The 17615-nt window shown below is 64.4% G+C and carries 12 protein-coding genes; 4 read left to right on the forward strand and 8 right to left on the reverse strand.

From position 1 onward, the window contains the following. Nucleotides 1-37: 37 nt before the first annotated feature. From ACVC5H_RS02055 to ACVC5H_RS02065, 3 genes are read left to right on the forward strand one after another with little or no spacing between them, the layout of a single operon-like run. A complete protein-coding gene (locus ACVC5H_RS02055; protein ID WP_489620762.1) occupies nt 38-727 on the forward strand; it encodes an RraA family protein in 690 nt (229 codons plus the stop codon). Beyond that, complete coding sequence (locus ACVC5H_RS02060; RefSeq protein ID WP_489620763.1) at nt 724-1665, forward strand: hydroxyacid dehydrogenase; 942 nt, start codon at nt 724-726, stop codon at nt 1663-1665. Before ACVC5H_RS02055 ends, ACVC5H_RS02060 begins: the two co-directional genes overlap by 4 nt. Before the next feature lie 59 nt (nt 1666-1724). Next, nucleotides 1725-3056 (forward strand): MFS transporter, encoded by a 1332-nt coding sequence (locus ACVC5H_RS02065; RefSeq protein WP_489620764.1) that lies wholly within the window; start codon nt 1725-1727, stop codon nt 3054-3056. 77 nt (nt 3057-3133) lie between these two features. Here ACVC5H_RS02065 and ACVC5H_RS02070 read toward each other — a convergent pair whose 3' ends face one another. From ACVC5H_RS02070 to ACVC5H_RS02080, 3 genes are all read right to left on the reverse strand, one after another. Then, nucleotides 3134-4063 (reverse strand): amidohydrolase family protein, encoded by a 930-nt coding sequence (locus tag ACVC5H_RS02070; RefSeq protein WP_489620765.1) that lies wholly within the window; start codon nt 4061-4063, stop codon nt 3134-3136. Between the two features lie 200 nt (nt 4064-4263). Then, entirely contained in the window at nt 4264-7857 is a 3594-nt protein-coding gene (locus ACVC5H_RS02075; RefSeq protein ID WP_489620766.1) for a hypothetical protein, read from the reverse strand. Between the two features lie 623 nt (nt 7858-8480). Further along, nucleotides 8481-9782 (reverse strand): UDP-N-acetylglucosamine 1-carboxyvinyltransferase, encoded by a 1302-nt coding sequence (locus tag ACVC5H_RS02080; RefSeq protein WP_489620767.1) that lies wholly within the window; start codon nt 9780-9782, stop codon nt 8481-8483. 252 nt (nt 9783-10034) lie between these two features. Here ACVC5H_RS02080 and ACVC5H_RS02085 point away from each other — a divergent pair, with 252 nt between their 5' ends. Further along, nucleotides 10035-11186 carry a serine hydrolase gene (locus tag ACVC5H_RS02085; RefSeq protein WP_489620768.1) on the forward strand — a complete coding sequence of 384 codons (1152 nt, stop codon included), beginning with the start codon at nt 10035-10037 and terminating at the stop codon, nt 11184-11186. Here the strand turns inward: ACVC5H_RS02085 and ACVC5H_RS02090 are convergent. From ACVC5H_RS02090 to ACVC5H_RS02110, 5 genes are all read right to left on the reverse strand, one after another. Then, a complete protein-coding gene (locus ACVC5H_RS02090; protein WP_489620769.1) occupies nt 11167-12672 on the reverse strand; it encodes a sensor domain-containing diguanylate cyclase in 1506 nt (501 codons plus the stop codon). The two genes, ACVC5H_RS02085 and ACVC5H_RS02090, sit on opposite strands and share 20 nt — an antisense overlap. Before the next feature lie 118 nt (nt 12673-12790). After that, nucleotides 12791-13717: an L-fucono-1,5-lactonase gene (locus tag ACVC5H_RS02095; RefSeq protein WP_489620770.1), complete on the reverse strand. Its 927-nt coding sequence runs from the start codon at nt 13715-13717 to the stop codon at nt 12791-12793. Between the two features lies 1 nt (nt 13718). After that, nucleotides 13719-15503: an IlvD/Edd family dehydratase gene (locus tag ACVC5H_RS02100; protein WP_489620771.1), complete on the reverse strand. Its 1785-nt coding sequence runs from the start codon at nt 15501-15503 to the stop codon at nt 13719-13721. 33 nt (nt 15504-15536) lie between these two features. Then, nucleotides 15537-16328, reverse strand: coding sequence for a D-xylose 1-dehydrogenase (gene xylB / locus ACVC5H_RS02105; protein WP_489620772.1), 792 nt, complete (start codon nt 16326-16328; stop codon nt 15537-15539). Between the two features lie 77 nt (nt 16329-16405). Continuing rightward, nucleotides 16406-17596 carry a sugar ABC transporter permease gene (locus ACVC5H_RS02110; protein ID WP_489620773.1) on the reverse strand — a complete coding sequence of 397 codons (1191 nt, stop codon included), beginning with the start codon at nt 17594-17596 and terminating at the stop codon, nt 16406-16408. Nucleotides 17597-17615: the final 19 nt, after the last annotated feature.

Raw genomic sequence — 17615 nt, forward strand, 5'->3', positions numbered from 1 at the left:
GTCATCACGCATTGTTAACTTAAAGTAAAGGATCATCATGAGCACCCAACCCGATTTCATCCGCGACTTCGAACGTGTCGATGCTGCCATCGTGGCCCAGGCTTCGGAATTTGCCGCCTCCATTCTGGCCGACGTGGCCGGTCGCCGTGGCACCCTGTGCAGCCGCGTGGCGCCGCTGTCGCCTTCCATGCGCGTGGCCGGTCCGGCGCTGACGGTGGAAGTGCGCCCTGGCGACAACCTGATGATCCACGCCGCCATGGCCATCGCCAAACCGGGCGATGTGCTGGTCATCGATGGCAAGGGCGATGAGACCTGCGCACTGATGGGCGAGATCATGGTCTCGCAATGCAAGGCCAGCGGCCTGGCCGGCATCATCATCTACGGTTCGGTGCGCGATACCGAAGCGCTGCGCGAGATCGGCTTCCCGGTCTATGCGGTGGGTGCCAATCCCAATGGTCCCACCAAGAATATCGCCGGCCGCGTCAACTGGCCGATCTCGGTGGGCGGTACCGCCGTGCAGCCGGGCGACCTGATCGTGGGTGATGCCGATGGCGTGGTGGTGGTCGAGCGTGAAAAGGCCCCCTCGCTGCTGGCCGCTGCCGCCAAGAAGGTGGCTGACGAAACCAGGCGCCTGACCGAAATCCGTGGCGGTGGCCCGCTGCGTCCGACCTGGCTGGAAGGCGCGTTGCGCAAGGGTGGCGTGCTGGCCGAGGGAGAATCGCTGTGAGCGCCGGCAAGAAGGAAGTGATCATCGTCACCGGGGTGGACCTGGCGCAAGCCGCCGTCGATATCCTGCGCGATTACCAGCTGGTCTACGCTGGCGCCAAGCCGAGCGAGGATGACCTGGTGCAGCTGGCACAACAGCATCAGCCAGTGGCCATCATCGTGCGCTACGGTGGTGTCAGTGCGCGCGTGATGGATGCCAGCCCGGCGCTGCGCGTGATCTCCAAGCACGGTACCGGCATCGACACCATCGACAGCCAGGCCGCCCAGCAGCGCGGGATCGCCGTCAAGGCTGCCGCCGGTGCCAATGCCCCGGCCGTGGCCGAGCATACCTGGGCGCTGATCATGGCCTGCGCCAAGAACGTGGTCGGTCTGGATCGTCGGATGCGCGAGGGCCATTGGGACAAGTCCACCCACAAGAGCCTGGAGCTGCAAGGGCGCACGCTGGGCCTGGTGGGCTTTGGCGCCATCGGCCGCCGCGTGGCTGCGGTCGCGGTGGCACTGGGCATGCCGGTGCTGGCCTATGATCCCTTTGCCAAGGAAGCACCGCAGGGCGTGCAACTGGTCGATCTGGATACCCTGCTGGCGGGTTCCGACGTGGTGTCGCTGCATTGTCCGCTGACGGCCGAAAACAAGCATATGATCAATGCGCAGTCGCTGGCGCGCATGAAGGATGGTGCCATCCTGGTCAACACCGCACGCGGTGGCCTGATCGACGAGCAGGCCCTGATCGCTGCACTGGGCTCGGGCAAGCTGCGCGCAGCCGGTCTGGACAGCTTCGAGAAGGAACCGTTTGCAGCACCCCATCCGCTGCAGCAGGTCGGCAATGCGATCCTGAGCCCGCATATCGGTGGCGTGACCACGGACGCCTATATCGCCATGGGCACCGGTGCGGCCAGCAACATCCTGGCCGTGTTGAATGCCCAGGCCCAGCCTGCCTGATCCATCATGACTACGGGCCAGCCGCCGAGACAGGCGGCGCCCGCTTCCGCGAGAGAGACATGGAGACCATCCAAGACGAAAAGCAGCTGGAACGGGAAACCGTCCGCAAAGTGACCTGGCGTTTGTTGCCCTTCCTGATGCTGTGCTACCTGTTCGCCTTCATCGATCGCGGCAACATCGGCATGGCCGCGCTGCAGATGAATCACGACATCGGGCTCTCGCCCAAGATGTTCGGCTTTGCCAGCAGCCTCTTCTTCATCGCCTACTTCATCTTCGAGGTACCCAGCAACCTGGCACTGCAGAAGTTTGGTGCCCGCAAGTGGCTGGCGCGCATCATGATCACCTGGGGCCTGATTTCTTCCAGTACCGCCCTGGTGCAGGGCCCCCATTCGCTGTACGTGGTGCGCTTCATCCTGGGGGCGGCCGAGGCCGGTTTCTTTCCCGGCGTGGTGCTGTACCTGACTTACTGGGTGCCTTCGGCTTACCGGGCCCGCATGGTGGCGTTGTTCATGGTCGCCATTCCGGCGGCCAGCTTCGTGGCCTCGCCGGTGTCGGCCTTGCTGTTGCAGATGGATGGCATCGGCGGGCTGCGCGGCTGGCACTGGCTGTTCCTGCTGGAAGGCTTGCCGACGGTACTGCTGGGTGTGGTCTGCCTGATGTTCCTGACCGATCGTCCGGCGCAGGCCCGCTGGCTCGATGAGCGCCAGCGCAACTGGCTGGTCGCTACCATGGAGCGCGAGGCCGCAAGCCGTACCGTCAAACAGCACATCCCGCTGTGGAAGCTGTTCAGCCAGCCGCATGTGTGGGGCATGGCCCTGGTGTGCGCCTGTGCCTCAGCGGCCGGTTCGGTCCTCAACGTCTGGCAGCCGCAGTTGCTCAAGTCCTTCGGCCTGTCGGTGATGCAGACCGGACTGGTCAACTCCATCCCTTACCTGATCGCCTCGGTGCTGATGGTGTGGTGGGGACGTCATTCGGACCGCAGTGGTGAACGCCGCTGGCATACCGCCATCCCGCTCATGCTCATCGGTGGCGGCCTGGCGTGCGCCACGCTGATCCATTCGCTGATTCCGGTAGTGTTGATGCTGACCCTGGTATTGATCGGTGCCTATTGCTTCAAGGGACCGTTCTGGGCCATGGCCACCAACTGGCTGGCCACCGGTTCGGTCGCTGCCGGCCTGGCCGGGATCAATGCGGTCTCCAACCTCATCGGCGGCGGCCTGATGGTCAACGTCTACGGCTGGGTCAAGGACGCCACCGGCAGCTTTGCGCTGGCGCTGCTGCCGCTGGTGGGCTTGTCGGCATTGAGCGTGGCGATCTTGCTGGTGCTGTCGCGCAAGTCGCGTGCACCGGCCGCCACGGCAGCGGCGACGGCCAAGCCTGCGGCGCACTGACCAGCCGCCGCGCACTACCCGACAAAAAGCCGCCTTGCACAAGCAGGCGGCTTTTTGCGTTGTACGGCAAGGTGGGATCAGGTGAAGCCGAACAGGGTGGCCGGATTGTGCACCAGGATCTGCTCGCGGGTGGCGGCATCAGGCGCCCAGGCGGCCAGCAGATCGAACAGCACGGCGTCATCGGGCTTGATCTTCTCGGTCGGATGAGGCCAGTCGCTGCCCCAGATTGCACGCTGCGGCGCAGCCTGCACAAAGGCGCGTGCCAGGGTGCTGGTATCGGGATAGTCGGGCGGCCCCTGCAAGGTATCGGCATAGGCTTCGGACAGCTTGATCCAGGTGCGGCCCTGCTGCAGCAGGCGCAGGATGGCTTGCGCACCCGGATGATCCAGACCGGCCGGCTGCGGGATGCGCCCCAGGTGATCGATCACCACCGGCGTGGGTAGTCTGGCCAGCACGGTTTCATGGTCGGCAATCTGTTGTCCCGACATCAGCACCTGCACATGCCAGCCCAGCGGCGCGATCCGTTCAGCGGTACGGCGCAGCCGCTCCACGGTGGTCACGCCCCAGGTCTGGGGGGACAGAAAGTTCACGCGCACGCCGCGCACACCCAGCTGGTGCATCTCCTGCAAGGCCGACACCGGCACGTCATCCTCGATGACCACGATGCCGCGTGCATTCGGGCCAAACTGGCCCAGCGCGTCGAGCAGGCAGCGATTGTCGCTGCCATAGGTGGAGGGCTGCACCACCACATGGCGGGCGATGCCCAGCTTGGCCATGAGCAGGCGATAGTCGGCCACGGTGGCGCCATCCGGCCGGCCGCCGCGCCAGTGTGGCGAGACCGGGAAGCGCGCATCGTAGATGTGGTGATGGCTGTCGCAGCTCAGTGCCGGGGCCGCCAGCCGGGGTGGCCGCTCCCCTGCTGAATTGGGTACGCTTTGCGCCAGGGCGCCGCGCAGGCCGCTGCAGGCCAGCAGGCTGCCGGCCAGGAAATGTCTTCTGCTTAGCATGGGTCTCCTTGGTTTTTCATTGTCGGAAGCCATCACGCCCGGCTCAGGAGGAACCGGGCGTGATGGTCCTGTGGCAAGGAGTCTAGCGATGCGGGCAACCAGGGACTATTTGCTTTTGTTTTGCCATCGATAACCTGCAGGAATGATTGCCGCAGGGCGGCCATGATGCTTGGCACGTCCTGCAGGTTACCTTGCTGCCGTTACACGCCAAAGATGGTGGCGGTATTGACGCTGTTGTACACCACGTTGTGCAACATCAGGGTGTAGGTCTGCGTTCCCGGGCCGGCACCATCCAGATCGATCACCAGGCGCGTGTCGTTGGGATTGGCGCCGGCCGAGGCCGTCACGAATCGCGACAGGTTGGCCTGGCTGAGGGTCTGGTTGAAGACCTCCACCTTGTCCACGCCCAGCGTGAAATCGCCGATGGTCGCGGCCAGGTTGTCGGTGCGGCCGAAGGACCCGACGATCACCTTGTCCTGACCGGCGCCGGTCTGCACGAAGGTCGCCGTACTGAAGCGGGTCGATCCGAGTGCGATCTCGTCATTGCCATTGCCGCCTACGATATCGCCCGCCAGTTGCGCCGCCCAGTACCAGCCCAGCTTCAGGCCCTGCACCGCCGTACTTTGCCCCAGGCCGCTGCCGGCCGAGCGCGAGGCCGTGACGGTGACGTCGTTGTACAGCCCGGGCGGCAGTGAGCCGGCCGGCAGGCTGATCGAGAAGTCGCCCGCAGCCACTTCGTCGAAGGCCAGCACCTTGCCGCCCATCTCGATGGTCACCACGTAACGGTCGCTCTCGCGTCCGCCGCCGACCTTGCCGGAGAACACCGGGCCGCTCGCTGAATGGCCCGCGTTTTCCGAAGGATCGAGATCGTTGAGCACGGCATAGCGGTTCTCCGACGCATTGAGCGCCTGCACTGTAGCGGGCGCCTGCTTGCTGCTGCGTACGCCCAGTTCGGTGAGGGTCACCGGATCACCGTCAGGCCGCACCGAGACGTGCCGTGCAGGACCGCTGACGGTATTGCCTGCCGTATCGGTATAGCGCGCCACGATGTCATGCTCGCCCGGGGCCAGGCTTTGCGCCACCGTCAGGTTCACCGTCTTGTTGCCGCCGCCGACGTCGGCACTCGTCAAGACCTTGCGCGCCAGCAGGGTGCTGCCCTCGAAGAGCGCCACCACGTCGCCCACGGCGGCACTGCTGCCGTCATAGCCGACCTGGATGGTCGGGGTCTTGTTGGGGCTGCCCGTGTCGATCTGGTAGAGCAGGCCGACCCTGGCCAGGTCGATGCCGGTGCGGCTCTTGTCCCTGGCCGTCTCGGACCGGTACAGATCGAGGTTGTTCAGGACGTAGCTGCCCAGGTGATTGATGAAGACATCATCGGCCGGCTTGTTGGTCTGTCGCTGCAGCGTGAAACTGAGCCAGCTGCCCAGCACGTCGCGGCCGCTTTGCTGCATCACGGCCAGTTCCTGTCCGGGGTTGAGCGCCTGGTCGAAGAGGTTGTAGCTCCTCAGGTTGGGGTTGCTCCTGTTGGGATCACCCACAATGGCGGTGCCGCCCCATTCGGCCGAGATGCCACGGATGGCTGCCAGGAAGCTGGCCGCAGTGGTAAAGCCCGAAGGTAGCGGCGTGACCACACCTTCGTTCTTGGTCAGGTTGTGCGGGTTGGTCGGGGGGGAAAACGCGCTGCCGAAGATGTCTTCCATCTTCGCCATCCCGAAGGCCTTCTGCGTGCCTGGCAGCAAGGCCGTGCTCAGCTGGGCCGGCACGGTGTTGTCCATCGACAGTACCACTTCGCCCCGGGCCACATTGCTGGCCTGGTCCACCACTTCGACGGTCATGGTGCGTACCCCGCCGACCTGCAGGAAGCGGTACTTCATTGCCTCCAGAATGGCCTTCACCTGCAGCCCGTCCAGCGGGGCGCCACCGGTGCGGCTGATTGTGGCGATGTGCGTGCTGGCCACGTAATGCACTTCCACGCCGCTGACATCGCCCAGGCTGCCACGGAAGTCGAAGTCGCTGCGCACGGTGTAGCGCTCATTGCCCAGGATCAGGTTGTCGTTGACGCTCTCAAAGGCGCTGGTCAGGGTCAGGCGAATGAAGGCGATGTCCTTGGCAACCGGTGCGGCCACTTCGCTGCTGAACAGCTTGACGCCGTTCATGGCATCGCCCTGCGTGATGGACTTGCTGCTGCGCACCTGCACGCCGGGGGTGTTGGCGTCCAGGTCCAGGACCGGGGCCTGGGTGTCGAGGATCAGCGTGGCGCGCGAGGTCGTGCCAAATCCCGTGGAAGTGACCAGCGTAATCTCCATGCTGCGTTCCACACTGGCTGCCGGATTGCCGACGCGGATGGCGATGGCTTCCAGGATGGCCTTGACTTCCGCCCCGGTGAGGGTGCCGCCGTCCTGCTGTTTTCTGAGCACCGTCAGTCCGGGTTTGTCGGCAGGCGTGAACCACAACATGTTGATCCCGCTGATTTTGCCGAAGAAGACACTGGGCCGGGCCGGGCTAAAGGTGAAGCTGTCGGCGAAGTGGACAAAATCATTCCTGTTGCTCTCGTCGAACCCGGGGAAGCGCAACTGGATCTCGGCCGTGGTCGAGGCCGAGGGGGGCACGACCACGTTGTCCAGGAAGCGTTCTCCCCCCGCCGTATCAAAGGCGAGCTTGGCACTCGAGTTGATGTAGCGGGTGCGGGTCGTCTGTACGCCAGGCTGGCCGGCGTTCAGATCCAATGACAACCCGGTGCCATCGGTCGCCACCGTCAGGCCCGCCTTGAGCACGGCCAGTTCGGTCAGGGCGGTGACGTTGATGGTCTGGTTGCTGCCATCGGCCATCACGGCCGAGCGCAGTACGGTGTTGCCCAGGTCGGTGATGCGCAACGTGGCTTCATCGGCGAAGTTGTCGGCCACGCCCGGGGTATTGTCGCGCACGGCCAGCAGGATCAGGCCCCGGTAGTCGGGCCGGTCCAGCACCAGCGAATAGCGGCCATTGATCACCGGCACGGACTTGCCGAGGACGTTGCCCTGGCCGTCGTAGGCGGTGATGGTGGCATTGTTGAGCGGCCCCAGGGCTGTCGAGCCGGTGAGCGTGGCAGGCGATTTGGGCGGCGTGGGGCTGGTGCTGCCGCTGCCACTGTTCGCACCGTTTCCAGTGTTCCCAGTGTTGCCAGGTGCCGGGGACGAGCCGCCCCCTCCTCCGCCACCACCACCGCCACCGGCCGCAGCAGCCAGCAAGCCCACGCCGCCCGCGATCACGGGCCAGGAGATGCCGCTGCTGCCACCATTGTCGGCAGCGCTGCCGGCGCTGCTCTCGGTCACCACAGAAGAGGCGTTGGCCGGTTTCAGGACCAGGTCGCCGGCATCGGCCTGCTGGTTCAGTTTCAGGCTGCCTTCGCTGGCCAGTGCATCGGCAGGCTTGCCCTCTGCGATCTCCGGCTTGGCGTCGGTTTGCTCTTCATCCGTGTCCTTGTCTTTCCTGGCGGCTTTACCCTTGACCACGCGCTTGATGCCATAGCGCGCGGTTTCCTGGGAGGTGAAGGCGGCGCTGGTGTTGGCCGGGACTTCGATGTGATTCAGTTTTTCGAAGGCATCACCCAGGGCCACGTCGCCGTCGGCGAATTCCAGGACCAGCTGCGGCGAATTCACGGCCGCCACGGCGCCCCGGCTGATGATGATCTTGTGGCCGCTTTCCAGCACCAGGGCCAGATCGCCTTCGATGGCGCGCACATCCTTGATGTCGCGCTTGTTGATGGTGCGCAGCAGGGTGCTGGCCTCGGTCAGGTTCAATACGGTAACGCTCATGTTGGCTGCTCTATCGTAGAAGGCATGCCGGATCGCATCGTCCGGCAGGCATGTTGATCACGACTACGCCAACCGCAAGGCGCAAGATCCCCCGGCCGCGGCCCGGGAGGGCAGTGGCTCGACGATCAGTGCGGTTGAGACAGGACTGTCCGGATGAAAGGTCTGCTCTCGGATCAGTGGGGCGAAGCCTGTCCCGGTGGAGGAGTGATGCAGCGAGGTTCGCAAACCGGAACGATGACCCTTGTCTGATTTTCTGTGGGTCTCTCGCACCGGCCCGCGTGACCTGAATTTCCGCCACGGCGTAGATTAACGGCGGAAATTATGCGGGGCTGCTGCGGCTTGATCTCTCGAAAAAATTCGATTTTCTCCACCAAGAAGCAGGTATTTTGAAAGCCTTCAAAGGGTGGTTGGAGGGGCTCGGAAATGAAGCAAAAGAAATCGGAAAGCGATCAGAAATTGCCTTGCCCAAGGGAAATGGAGGCGCGCGATGTCCAACGCTGCGCGCACTTCGGATACGCAAAAAAACCGCGATACGGGAGCGGCCTCCCGTGCGGCGAACAGGCCTCTTGCATGATGGAAGCTGCTGGCAGTTTCCTGGCACCTGCCGGCGAACGGAAACCTCTTCAGTCTTCCTCGACCCAATCCACCACGGCCCCCAGCGAACGCAGGTTTTCCACGAACTTGGGGTGGGCGCGGCGGATCGGCAGCGCATTGCGGATTTCGGAGCGGCCCTCGATGCTGGCGGCCACCATGAACAGGGCAATGGCCACGCGGATGATGTAGGGGCTCTCCACCGAGGCAGGAGAGAGCGGCAGCCCGCCGAAGGTGATCAGGCGATGGGGATCGCCCAGGAACACGTGGGCGCCGAACTTGGAGAGTTCGCTGCTCCAGCCCATGGCACCGTCGTAGATCTTGTTCCAGAACATGGTGTTGCCCTCGGCCTTGACGCCCAGCGCGATGAAGATGGGCAGCAGGTCCACCGGCAGATACGGCCAGGGCGCGGCTTCCACCTTGGTCAGGATGTTGCTGGTGAAGGGTTTGACGACTTTGAGCGGGCCGTTCTGGCGCGTGTGCGACCAGCCGTTTTCATGCACCACTTCCACCCCGAACTTGGCGAAGGTGCGGTCGATCAGCGGGAACTGTTGGGGCGCGCTGTTGCGCACCCGCACCTGGCCACCGGTGATGGCGCCCATGGCGAGGAAGGTGGCGATCTCGTGGAAGTCTTCATCGAAGCGGAATTCGCCGCCGCCCAGCCGCCCGCCGCCGCGCACGGTCACGCGCGAGGTGCCGATGCCCTCGATCTGCACGCCCATCATCGCCATGAAACGGCAGAACTCCTGCACGTGCGGTTCGGAAGCTGCATTGGTGAGCACCGATTCGCCCTCGGCCGCAGCAGCGCAGAGCACGAAGTTCTCGGTGGTGGTGACCGAGGCATAGTCCAGCCAGTGATGGTTGGACTGCATGCGCCCGGGCGTGCGGATGATGAGCGAATCGGGGCTGCTTTCGACCTGGGCGCCAAAGCGCTGGAACACCTCGACGTGCGGATCGATTTCGCGCACGCCCAGGGTGCAGCCCTTGACGTCGTTTTCCAGCCGCGCCACGCCGAAGCGCGCCAGGAGCGGCGGAACCAGCATGATGGAGGAACGCATTTCCTCCGGCAGATGGTGGACCTTGGGATCGAAACGGGTATCGCGGTGATGCAGTTCCAGCACGCCGCTGGCATAGTCCACCTTCACCTCGCTGCCCAGCACACGGAAGATCTCCAGGATCTTCTTGACGTCGGTGATCTCGGGAATGCCGATCAGCCGCAGCGGCTGGTCGGTCAGCAGCGTGGCGCAGAGGATGGGGAGGACGGCATTCTTGTTGGCGGAAGGGATGATGTCGCCGCGCAGCGGGCGGCCACCGTGTACGATGAGATTGGACATGAAGAAATCAAGGGTTCAGTCAGACGGGAGTGCGCCGGAAGCAGCCTGCCCCGGCCGGGAATGGACAGATTATGCGCCGGCCGGTTGCAGCGAGGGAAGCAAATTATGGCCCGTTGAGCGCTCCTCTTGGGGACTTGTCGCCTTGTCATCTTCTTCGCTTATCGCTGTACGAAGCTGAAGGGTGCTGCATCAAAAGCCAAGTTTCCGTATCATGGCCGGTCTTGGATGAACGCACCGACAAGGTTTTCGACGATGTTTTGCACGCAGCAGTCCCGTTCCGGTAATGATTTACGCTTTTTCCAGTTGATCCTGCGCCGCGCCGGCGTGCTGGCCCGCCTGTTGATGTGCAGCGTCTTGCTGCTGGTGTTGACGGCGCTTTCCGGCAAGGTCAGCGAGGCCCAGGCCGCCGGTTCCACGGCGGGCAAGCATCGTCCCGCTGCCAGCGGTGCCAAGGGCCGCAAGCGCAGCGTGCGCAAGAAGGCGGCGGCGCCGGCGGCGCGCAGCGCGCACCATGTCCGTCGCCGTGGCCATGCGGCGGCAGCCACCGCCGCTGCAGCAGGTGCGGCAACGACGGCCGCCGTGGCCACCCCGGCGGCAGCCGTCACCACCAATACCAAGCCGGAGCTGCTGTCGCGTTGCGGCTTCACGGAAGCCTCGCGCCGCCACATCTTCTCGCGTGGCGTGTATGTGCTCGATGAAGAGACCAACACCCCGCTCTTTGAACGCAACCCCGATACGGTTGCGCCGATCGCCTCGGTGAGCAAGCTGATGACGGCCATCGTCTGGCTGGACCAGAAGTCGCTGCCCATGAACCAGCGTCTGGAGGTGACCGAGGACGATCTGGACAACCTCAAGTTCACCCATTCGCGTCTGAACGTGGGCGCCAGCCTGTCGCGTGCGGACATGCTGCACATTGCGCTGATGTCGTCCGAGAACCGGGCGGCGGCGGCCATCAGCCGCGACTATCCGGGCGGCCGTCCGGCCTTCGTGGCGGCCATGAATGCGCGCGCCAAAGAGCTGGGCATGAGCCATACCCATTTCGAGAATGGTACCGGTCTCTCGCCCGAGAATGTCTCGACCCCGCGCGAGCTGGCCGAGCTGGTCAAGGCGGCCAATCGCTACCAGGTCATCCGCAATGACTCGCTGGACAAGCAGAAGATGATCAACATCGGCCGCGGGCAATTGCAATACATCAATTCCAATCGCCTGATCCGCTATGGCCAGGTCAATGCCTCGTTGCAGAAGACCGGCTTCATCAACGAATCCGGCCACAACATGGTGCTGCGCCTGCTGGTGCATGACCGCCGTCCGGTGATCGTCACCATGCTGGGCAGCGATACCGCCGATGGCTCGCGCCTGGATGGCGTGCGCATCGCCAAATGGCTCAACTGTTCGCTGAACTGAACTGCCACCCTGCCGGCACCATCTCGGCCGGCGCCTGGGACAGCCGTGCGCGATTGCGGCCTTCGCGCTTGGCCTGATAGAGAGCCTGGTCGGCTGCCTTGACCACTTCCTCCACGCTGCGGTGTACGCTGCGGTCCAGACAGGCCACGCCGATGCTGATGGTGAGCCGGCCAAAAGGGCTGCGCTCGTGCGGGATTTTCTGGGCCTGCAGCGCCGTGAGGATCAGCTTGGCCACATGCAGCGCGCCGTCGGCATCGGCCTCGTCGAGCAGCACCACGAATTCCTCCCCGCCATAGCGTCCGGCCCGGTCGCAATGCCGGGAGACCGCCCCCTTGATGCAACGGGCCACCGCCACCAGGGCATAATCGCCCGCCTTGTGGCCGTAGGTATCGTTGTAGAGCTTGAAGAAATCCACATCCGCAAACAGCACCGCAAAGCGCGCCGTGTCATTGCGCTGGGCTTTGTGCCACGCCGCCTGCAAGCCCTCGTCCAGGGCGCGGCGGTTCAGCAGGGTGGTCAGTTTGTCGGTGCGGGCCTGTTCTTCCAGTTGCTGGTCCAGCTTGCTGCGGCGAAAGAATTCTTCGCGCAGGCGGCTGATGAGATAGATGCTGGCGGTGCTGAAGGCCGCCATCAGGAACACGACCGCGTAGAGCATGCGCGTCCATTCGCCGAACAGCTCATGCTTGGCCCGGCCGATGAAGACCACCCAGCGGTTCTGCGGGATGCGTACATAGGCATACAGGCGCTGTACCTCGTCCTGCCGGGATCGCGCGAAATAGCTGCCTTCGGCGGGTGAGTCTGGCGACAGCATGGTCTGCAGATGCGCGAGCTGGCCTGCTTGCGATCCGATGAAGGCCTCGTCGTAGGGCTGGCGCATGTAGGCCACTCCATTCATGGAATAGAGCGACATGACGGCATTCTTGTCCAGTGACAGGCCTTCGAAGAGCTGCCGGAAATAATCCAGGTACAGCACCATGAACGCGATGCCGGCAAAACTGCCATCGGCGTGCACCAGGCGCTTGGAGAGCACGATCACGTGGACGCGCCGTTCGATGCGTACCGCCAGCGGTGGCGAGACGTACAAGGTGCTGCGCGCGTCCTGGCGTGGCACGTCGAAGAAATCGCGTCCGGAAAAATGGCCGGGCATGATCTCGTCCAGCACCGGCGAGCCGACCACGAGTTCGCCCTCGGCATTGACGATGCCCTGGGCAGCGATATAGCTGGCCTCGACCTTTTCGCCCAAGAGGAATTCCAGCTGCTGCTGCGCGGGCATGCTGTGCAGCCGGGTATGGCGATAGCGCCAGGCCAGGCTGTCCAGCGCCAGCGAGAGCAGTTCCATGTTGCGCGAGATCGAGCGCTGCGCAATGCGCACCACGTTCAAGGCGTGGTTGACCGAGGTGCGTTCTATCTGCTTGTAGCTCTGATAGAGCACCAGACTGGTGATGACGGCTGCCATCAGCGCCAGGGCGCAGATGATCAGGGTCATGTTGCGTTTGAGGCGTTTGATTTTTTGTCTCCCCGTACCTTGTCATGACAAGACTTCCCTCGGTGCAATATCGCACCGTGAATTGCGCTTGGCAATGAAAAGGAATCCGGGGAAAACCTTATGGCATCAGGCCATAAATCCGCGCCGAGGATTCGCCCCACAAGGCCTCCTGGTCGGCGGGAGAAAGACGTTTGGCGGCCCATTCGCGCACCACCGCCACCACCCGTGCATAGGAGGCAGCGAGCAGACAGACAGGCCAGTCCGAACCAAACATGAGGCGTTGCGGACCGAACAGCTCGAGCGCCGTATCGAGGCATTGCACGATGTGATCGAAGTCGCGCGTGCACAGGCCGCGCAGCCAGTCGGCCTCGGTCAGCAGACCCGAGATCTTGCAGGCCACGTGCGGCATGGCGGTCAGTTCGCGCATTTCCTGGCGCCAGCGTTCGAAGGCGGCGCGGCCCTTGCGGAATTCCTTCAGGGCCGGCTTGCCGAGGTGATTCAGGACCACCCAGTGCTGGTCATGCAGCGCGCAGAGCTGGCGCAGTTGCGGCAGGTGGCGTTCATGGGCCAGCACGTCCAGCACGTAATCGCGCTCCTGCAGCCAGCGCACGCCGTGATGGAATTGCGGCCGGGCCAGCAGCAGGTCGGCGTCATCGCTCTCCTGCATGGGATGGCGCAGCCCCAGCAGCTTGGGCCGGCCCCACTGCTCCATGCGTTCGGCCAGTTGCGGCGCGGCGATGTCGTCCCAGGCGATGACACCGGCGATGCGCGCATCACGCCGCGCCATCTCCAGCAGGAAGCCGGTTTCCTCGCGGCCCGGACGGGCCTGCACCGTGATCGACGCATGCAGGCCCTGCGCGTCCAGCAGTGGCTGGAACTGGTAGGGCAGGCGGTCTTGCGCCAGCAGGTCCATGCCGGTACCGATCCAGGGATAGTCCTCGGACCGGTAGCGCCAGAAGTGCTGGTGCGCGTCGATGCGCATCGGTCCCTTGATCCTTCTCACCGGGGCCGGTGGCATGCGCAGTTCACGATGCAGGGTCAGCATGTCAGTGATTGTGCCGGGGCAGGGTCTGCGCCACGCCCTGGTACTTCAAGGCCAGTTCCATGCAGGCGCCGGTCTCCAGCTGGCCGACCGTGTTGCGATAGATTTCCTGCCAGGGTGTCTGGCTGGGCGGTACCGGCGGGATGCCTTCGCTCTTGCGGCGCGCCAGTTCTTCCTCGCTGATGAGCATGTTGCACTCTCCCGTGTTGAGGTCGATGCGCACCCGGTCACCATCGCGCAGGTAGGCCAGGCCACCCCCGACGGCGCTCTCGGGCGAGGCGTTGAGGATGGACGGACTGTCGGAGGTGCCCGACTGGCGGCCGTCGCCCAGCGTGGGCAGGGTCGATACGCCGCGCTTGATGAGCGCATCTGGCGGTTGCATGTTGACCACCTCGGCCGAGCCGGGCCAGCCTACGGGACCAGCGCCACGGATGGCCAGCAGGGTGTTCTCGTCGATCTGCAGCGCCGAATCGTTGATGCGGGCGTGATAGTCGTCCGAACCATCGAAGACCACGGCGCGGCATTCGAAGATGTTTTCCTGGCCGGGCGTGCTGAGATAGCGTTCGCGGAAGGCTTGCGAGATGACGCTGGTCTTCATGATGGCGAAATCGAACAGGTTGCCCTTCAACACCAGGAAGCCGGCGCGTTCGCGCAGTGGTGCGGAAAATGCGTAAATCATTTCCCTATCCTGCGACTGGCGGCCTTGCAGGTTCTCGGCCATGGTCTTGCCGGTGGCGGTGATGCGTTCGGCACGCAGCTTGCCGGCCTGCTGCAGTTCCCACATGATGGCCGGCACGCCGCCGGCGCGGTGGAAGCGCTCACCCAGGTATTTGCCGGCCGGCTGCATGTTCAAGAGCAGCGGCACGTCGTAACCGTATTGCATCCAGTCTTCCGAATGCAATTCCACACCCGCATGGCGCGCCATGGCCATGATGTGCGGCTGGGCATTGGTGGATCCGCCGATGGCGGCGTTGACGACGATGGCATCGAGGAAGGCTTCGCGCGTCAGGATGGCCGAAGGGCGCAGGTCTTCGTAGGCCATGCCGACGATGCGGCGGCCGGTCTCATAGGCCATCTGGCCGCGCTCGCGATAGGGCGCGGGAATGGCCGAGCAGCCGGTCAGCGACATGCCCAGCGCCTCGGCCATGGCGTTCATGGTGGAGGCGGTGCCCATGGTGTTGCAGTGGCCGGAAGAGGGCGCGGAGGCAGCGGCGATCTCCAGGAATTTCTCGTTGTCGATGGTGCCGGCCGAGAGCAGCTTGCGGCCTTTCCAGATGGCCGAACCGGAACCGACCAGTTCTCCATCCATCCAGCCATCGAGCATCGGACCACCGGAGAGCACGATGGCCGGGATGTCCACGGTAGCGGCCGCCATGATCTGCGAGGGCGTGGTCTTGTCGCAGCCGGTGGTCAGCACCACGGCATCGATGGGATAGCCATGCAGGATTTCCACCAGGCCCAGGTAGGCCAGGTTGCGGTCGATGGCGGCGGTGGGACGGCGGCAGTTCTCGAAGATGGGATGCAGCGGAAACTCCATCGGAATCCCGCCCGCATCGCGGATGCCGTCGCGCACCCGCTTGGCCAGCTCCAGGTGGATGCGATTGCACGGGCTGATGTCGCTGCCGCTCTGGGCGATGCCGATGATGGGACGGCCCGAGCGCAGTTCCTCGGCGGTGATGCCGTAGTTCATGAAGCGCTCCAGGTAGAGCGCGGTCATGTCGATGTGGTCGGGATTGTCGAACCAGTCCTGGGAGCGGAAGCGACGGGGAGTGGCATTGGGCTTGTTCATGGAGTCCTCTGGGCCGAAAGGCATGTGGATAAGTTACGCGCCCAGCCAGCCGGCATCGACGTAGTATTCGCGCCCGGTGCATTTGGCGCCGCTGTCGGAGGACAGGAACAGCGCGAGCGCCGCGACGTCATGCGGATCGATGCGGGTCGGCAGGCATTGCGCCGCCAGGATTTTTGCCTCTTCTTCGGGGGTGTGCCACAGCAGGGTCTGGCGCGGGGTGCGGATGGCGCCCGGAATGATGGCATTGACGCGCACGCCATCGCGCCCGAAGTCGCGCGCCATGCCATGGGTCATGCCTTCGATGCCGGCCTTGGCAGTCATGTACAGGGTCAGGTCGGGCAGGCCCAGGTGCCAGGAGATCGAACCGAAATTGAGGACCACGCCGTGCTTGCGCTCGCGCATGCCCGGCAGCACTGCCTGGGCGCAGAAGAACTGATGGCGCAGGTTGACTGCCAGGCGCTCGTCCCAGTAGGCCGGGGTGACGTCCTCGGTCTTGTGGCGGTCATCGTTGGCGGCGTTGTTGATGAGGATGTCGACGCCGCCCATGACGGTTTCGATCTCGGTGAAAGTGGCGCGCAGCGCTTCCAGGTTCATCAGGTTGCAGGGGAAGAAGCGCGGCGTGATGGCAGCGTCCTTGAGCGAGGCTACCAGTGCCTCCGAGGGTTCGGTGGCGATATCCAGGAAGCACACCTGCGCGCCTTGTCCCGCGAAGGCTTCCACCAAGGCTGCACCGATGCCGCTGCCGCCGCCGGTGATGACGACCCGCTTGCCGGCGAGGCTGCGATAGAGGGCGTGTTCGAAGACGGGGGTAGTAGCTGCGGTCATGCTTGATTACTCCAGAGGATAGGATGGGACGCTGGTGCGGCCAAGAAACGATATAAATGATTTGCGTGTTACGGTACTCAGCGGCCAGAACGGGTACTCACATCGACCCACACTGCCAGCACCAGGATGCTGCCCTTGACGATCATCTGCCAGTAGGTGCCCACGTCCAGCATGGACATGCCGTTGTCGAGGCTGGCCATCACCAGCGCGCCGATCAGGGCACCATAGATGGTGCCGGAGCCGCCGCGCATGGAAGTGCCGCCGATGAAGCAGGCCGCAATCGCATCGAGTTCGCCCATGTTGCCCGCCGAGGGCGACCCGGCCGCCAGGCGCGCCGTATTGACCAGTCCGGCCAGCGCGCACATCAGGCCCATGATGCCGAACACCCACAGCTTGACGGCCTGCACGTTCACGCCCGACAGACGGGTGGCTTCCATGTTGCTGCCCACCGAGTAGATGCGGCGCCCAAACACGGTCTGCGTGCTCACGTAGCTGAACAGGCCCAGCAGCGCCAGCAACAGCAGCACCGGCACGGGGATGCCGTCATAACTGTTGAGCGTGCGTACGAAGGCCAGCAGCACCGCGCCGATCACCAGCACCTTCAGGCCATCGCGCCACAGCGCCGCCAGCGGCAGGCCATGGCGGCTGCGGTTGACGCGGCTCATCCACGTCAGCGCGACCGCCAGCACGAACAGCGCAATGCCCAGCGCCATGCCGATCTGCGGCGGCAGGTAGCCCTGGCCGAGATAGACCATGTTGTCCGACACCGGCGCAATGGTGAGGCCACCGGTGATGCCCAGCAGGATGCCGCGGAAGGCCAGCATGCCGCCCAGGCCGACGATGAAGGAAGGGATGCCGAGATAAGCCGTCAGGTAGCCGTTCAACAGCCCCAGCCCGAGGCCGAAGCCCAGCGCCAGCACCAGGTTCAGCGCCAGCGGCAGGTGGTGGCTCACGTCCAGCAGCGCGGCGATGCCGCCCAAGAGGCCCAGCAGCGAACCCACCGACAGGTCGATTTCGCCGGCGATGATGACCAGCACCATGCCGCAGGCCAGGATGCCGGTCACCGACATCTGGCGCAGCAGGTTGGAGAGATTGCGCGGCGTGACGAAACCGCCATCGGTCATGAAGCTGAAGAAGCCCCAGATGATGGCAATGGCGATCAACAGCGCAATGATCTTGTAGCGACGAAACACCAGCTTCAGATTGGCCATGCCGCCTGCTGCGCCCATGGCGCCAGTGGCGGCGCTGCTCAGATTGCTTGAAGTCATACCGAATTCACCTTGTGAT

The sequence above is a fragment of the Herbaspirillum sp. Her3 genome (genome assembly GCF_057961275.1).

Excerpts from the sequence above, each read along its gene's own strand:
- ACVC5H_RS02085 (WP_489620768.1), top strand. The coding sequence starts at position 10,035 with ATGTTTTGCACGCAGCAGTCCCGTTCCGGTAATGATTTACGCTTTTTC.
- ACVC5H_RS02100 (WP_489620771.1), bottom strand. The coding sequence starts at position 15,503 with ATGAACAAGCCCAATGCCACTCCCCGTCGCTTCCGCTCCCAGGACTGG.
- ACVC5H_RS02070 (WP_489620765.1), bottom strand. The coding sequence starts at position 4,063 with ATGCTAAGCAGAAGACATTTCCTGGCCGGCAGCCTGCTGGCCTGCAGC.
- xylB (WP_489620772.1), bottom strand. The coding sequence starts at position 16,328 with ATGACCGCAGCTACTACCCCCGTCTTCGAACACGCCCTCTATCGCAGC.
- ACVC5H_RS02090 (WP_489620769.1), bottom strand. The coding sequence starts at position 12,672 with ATGACCCTGATCATCTGCGCCCTGGCGCTGATGGCAGCCGTCATCACC.
- ACVC5H_RS02080 (WP_489620767.1), bottom strand. The coding sequence starts at position 9,782 with ATGTCCAATCTCATCGTACACGGTGGCCGCCCGCTGCGCGGCGACATC.
- ACVC5H_RS02055 (WP_489620762.1), top strand. The coding sequence starts at position 38 with ATGAGCACCCAACCCGATTTCATCCGCGACTTCGAACGTGTCGATGCT.
- ACVC5H_RS02065 (WP_489620764.1), top strand. The coding sequence starts at position 1,725 with ATGGAGACCATCCAAGACGAAAAGCAGCTGGAACGGGAAACCGTCCGC.
- ACVC5H_RS02075 (WP_489620766.1), bottom strand. The coding sequence starts at position 7,857 with ATGAGCGTTACCGTATTGAACCTGACCGAGGCCAGCACCCTGCTGCGC.
- ACVC5H_RS02095 (WP_489620770.1), bottom strand. The coding sequence starts at position 13,717 with ATGCTGACCCTGCATCGTGAACTGCGCATGCCACCGGCCCCGGTGAGA.
- ACVC5H_RS02110 (WP_489620773.1), bottom strand. The coding sequence starts at position 17,596 with ATGACTTCAAGCAATCTGAGCAGCGCCGCCACTGGCGCCATGGGCGCA.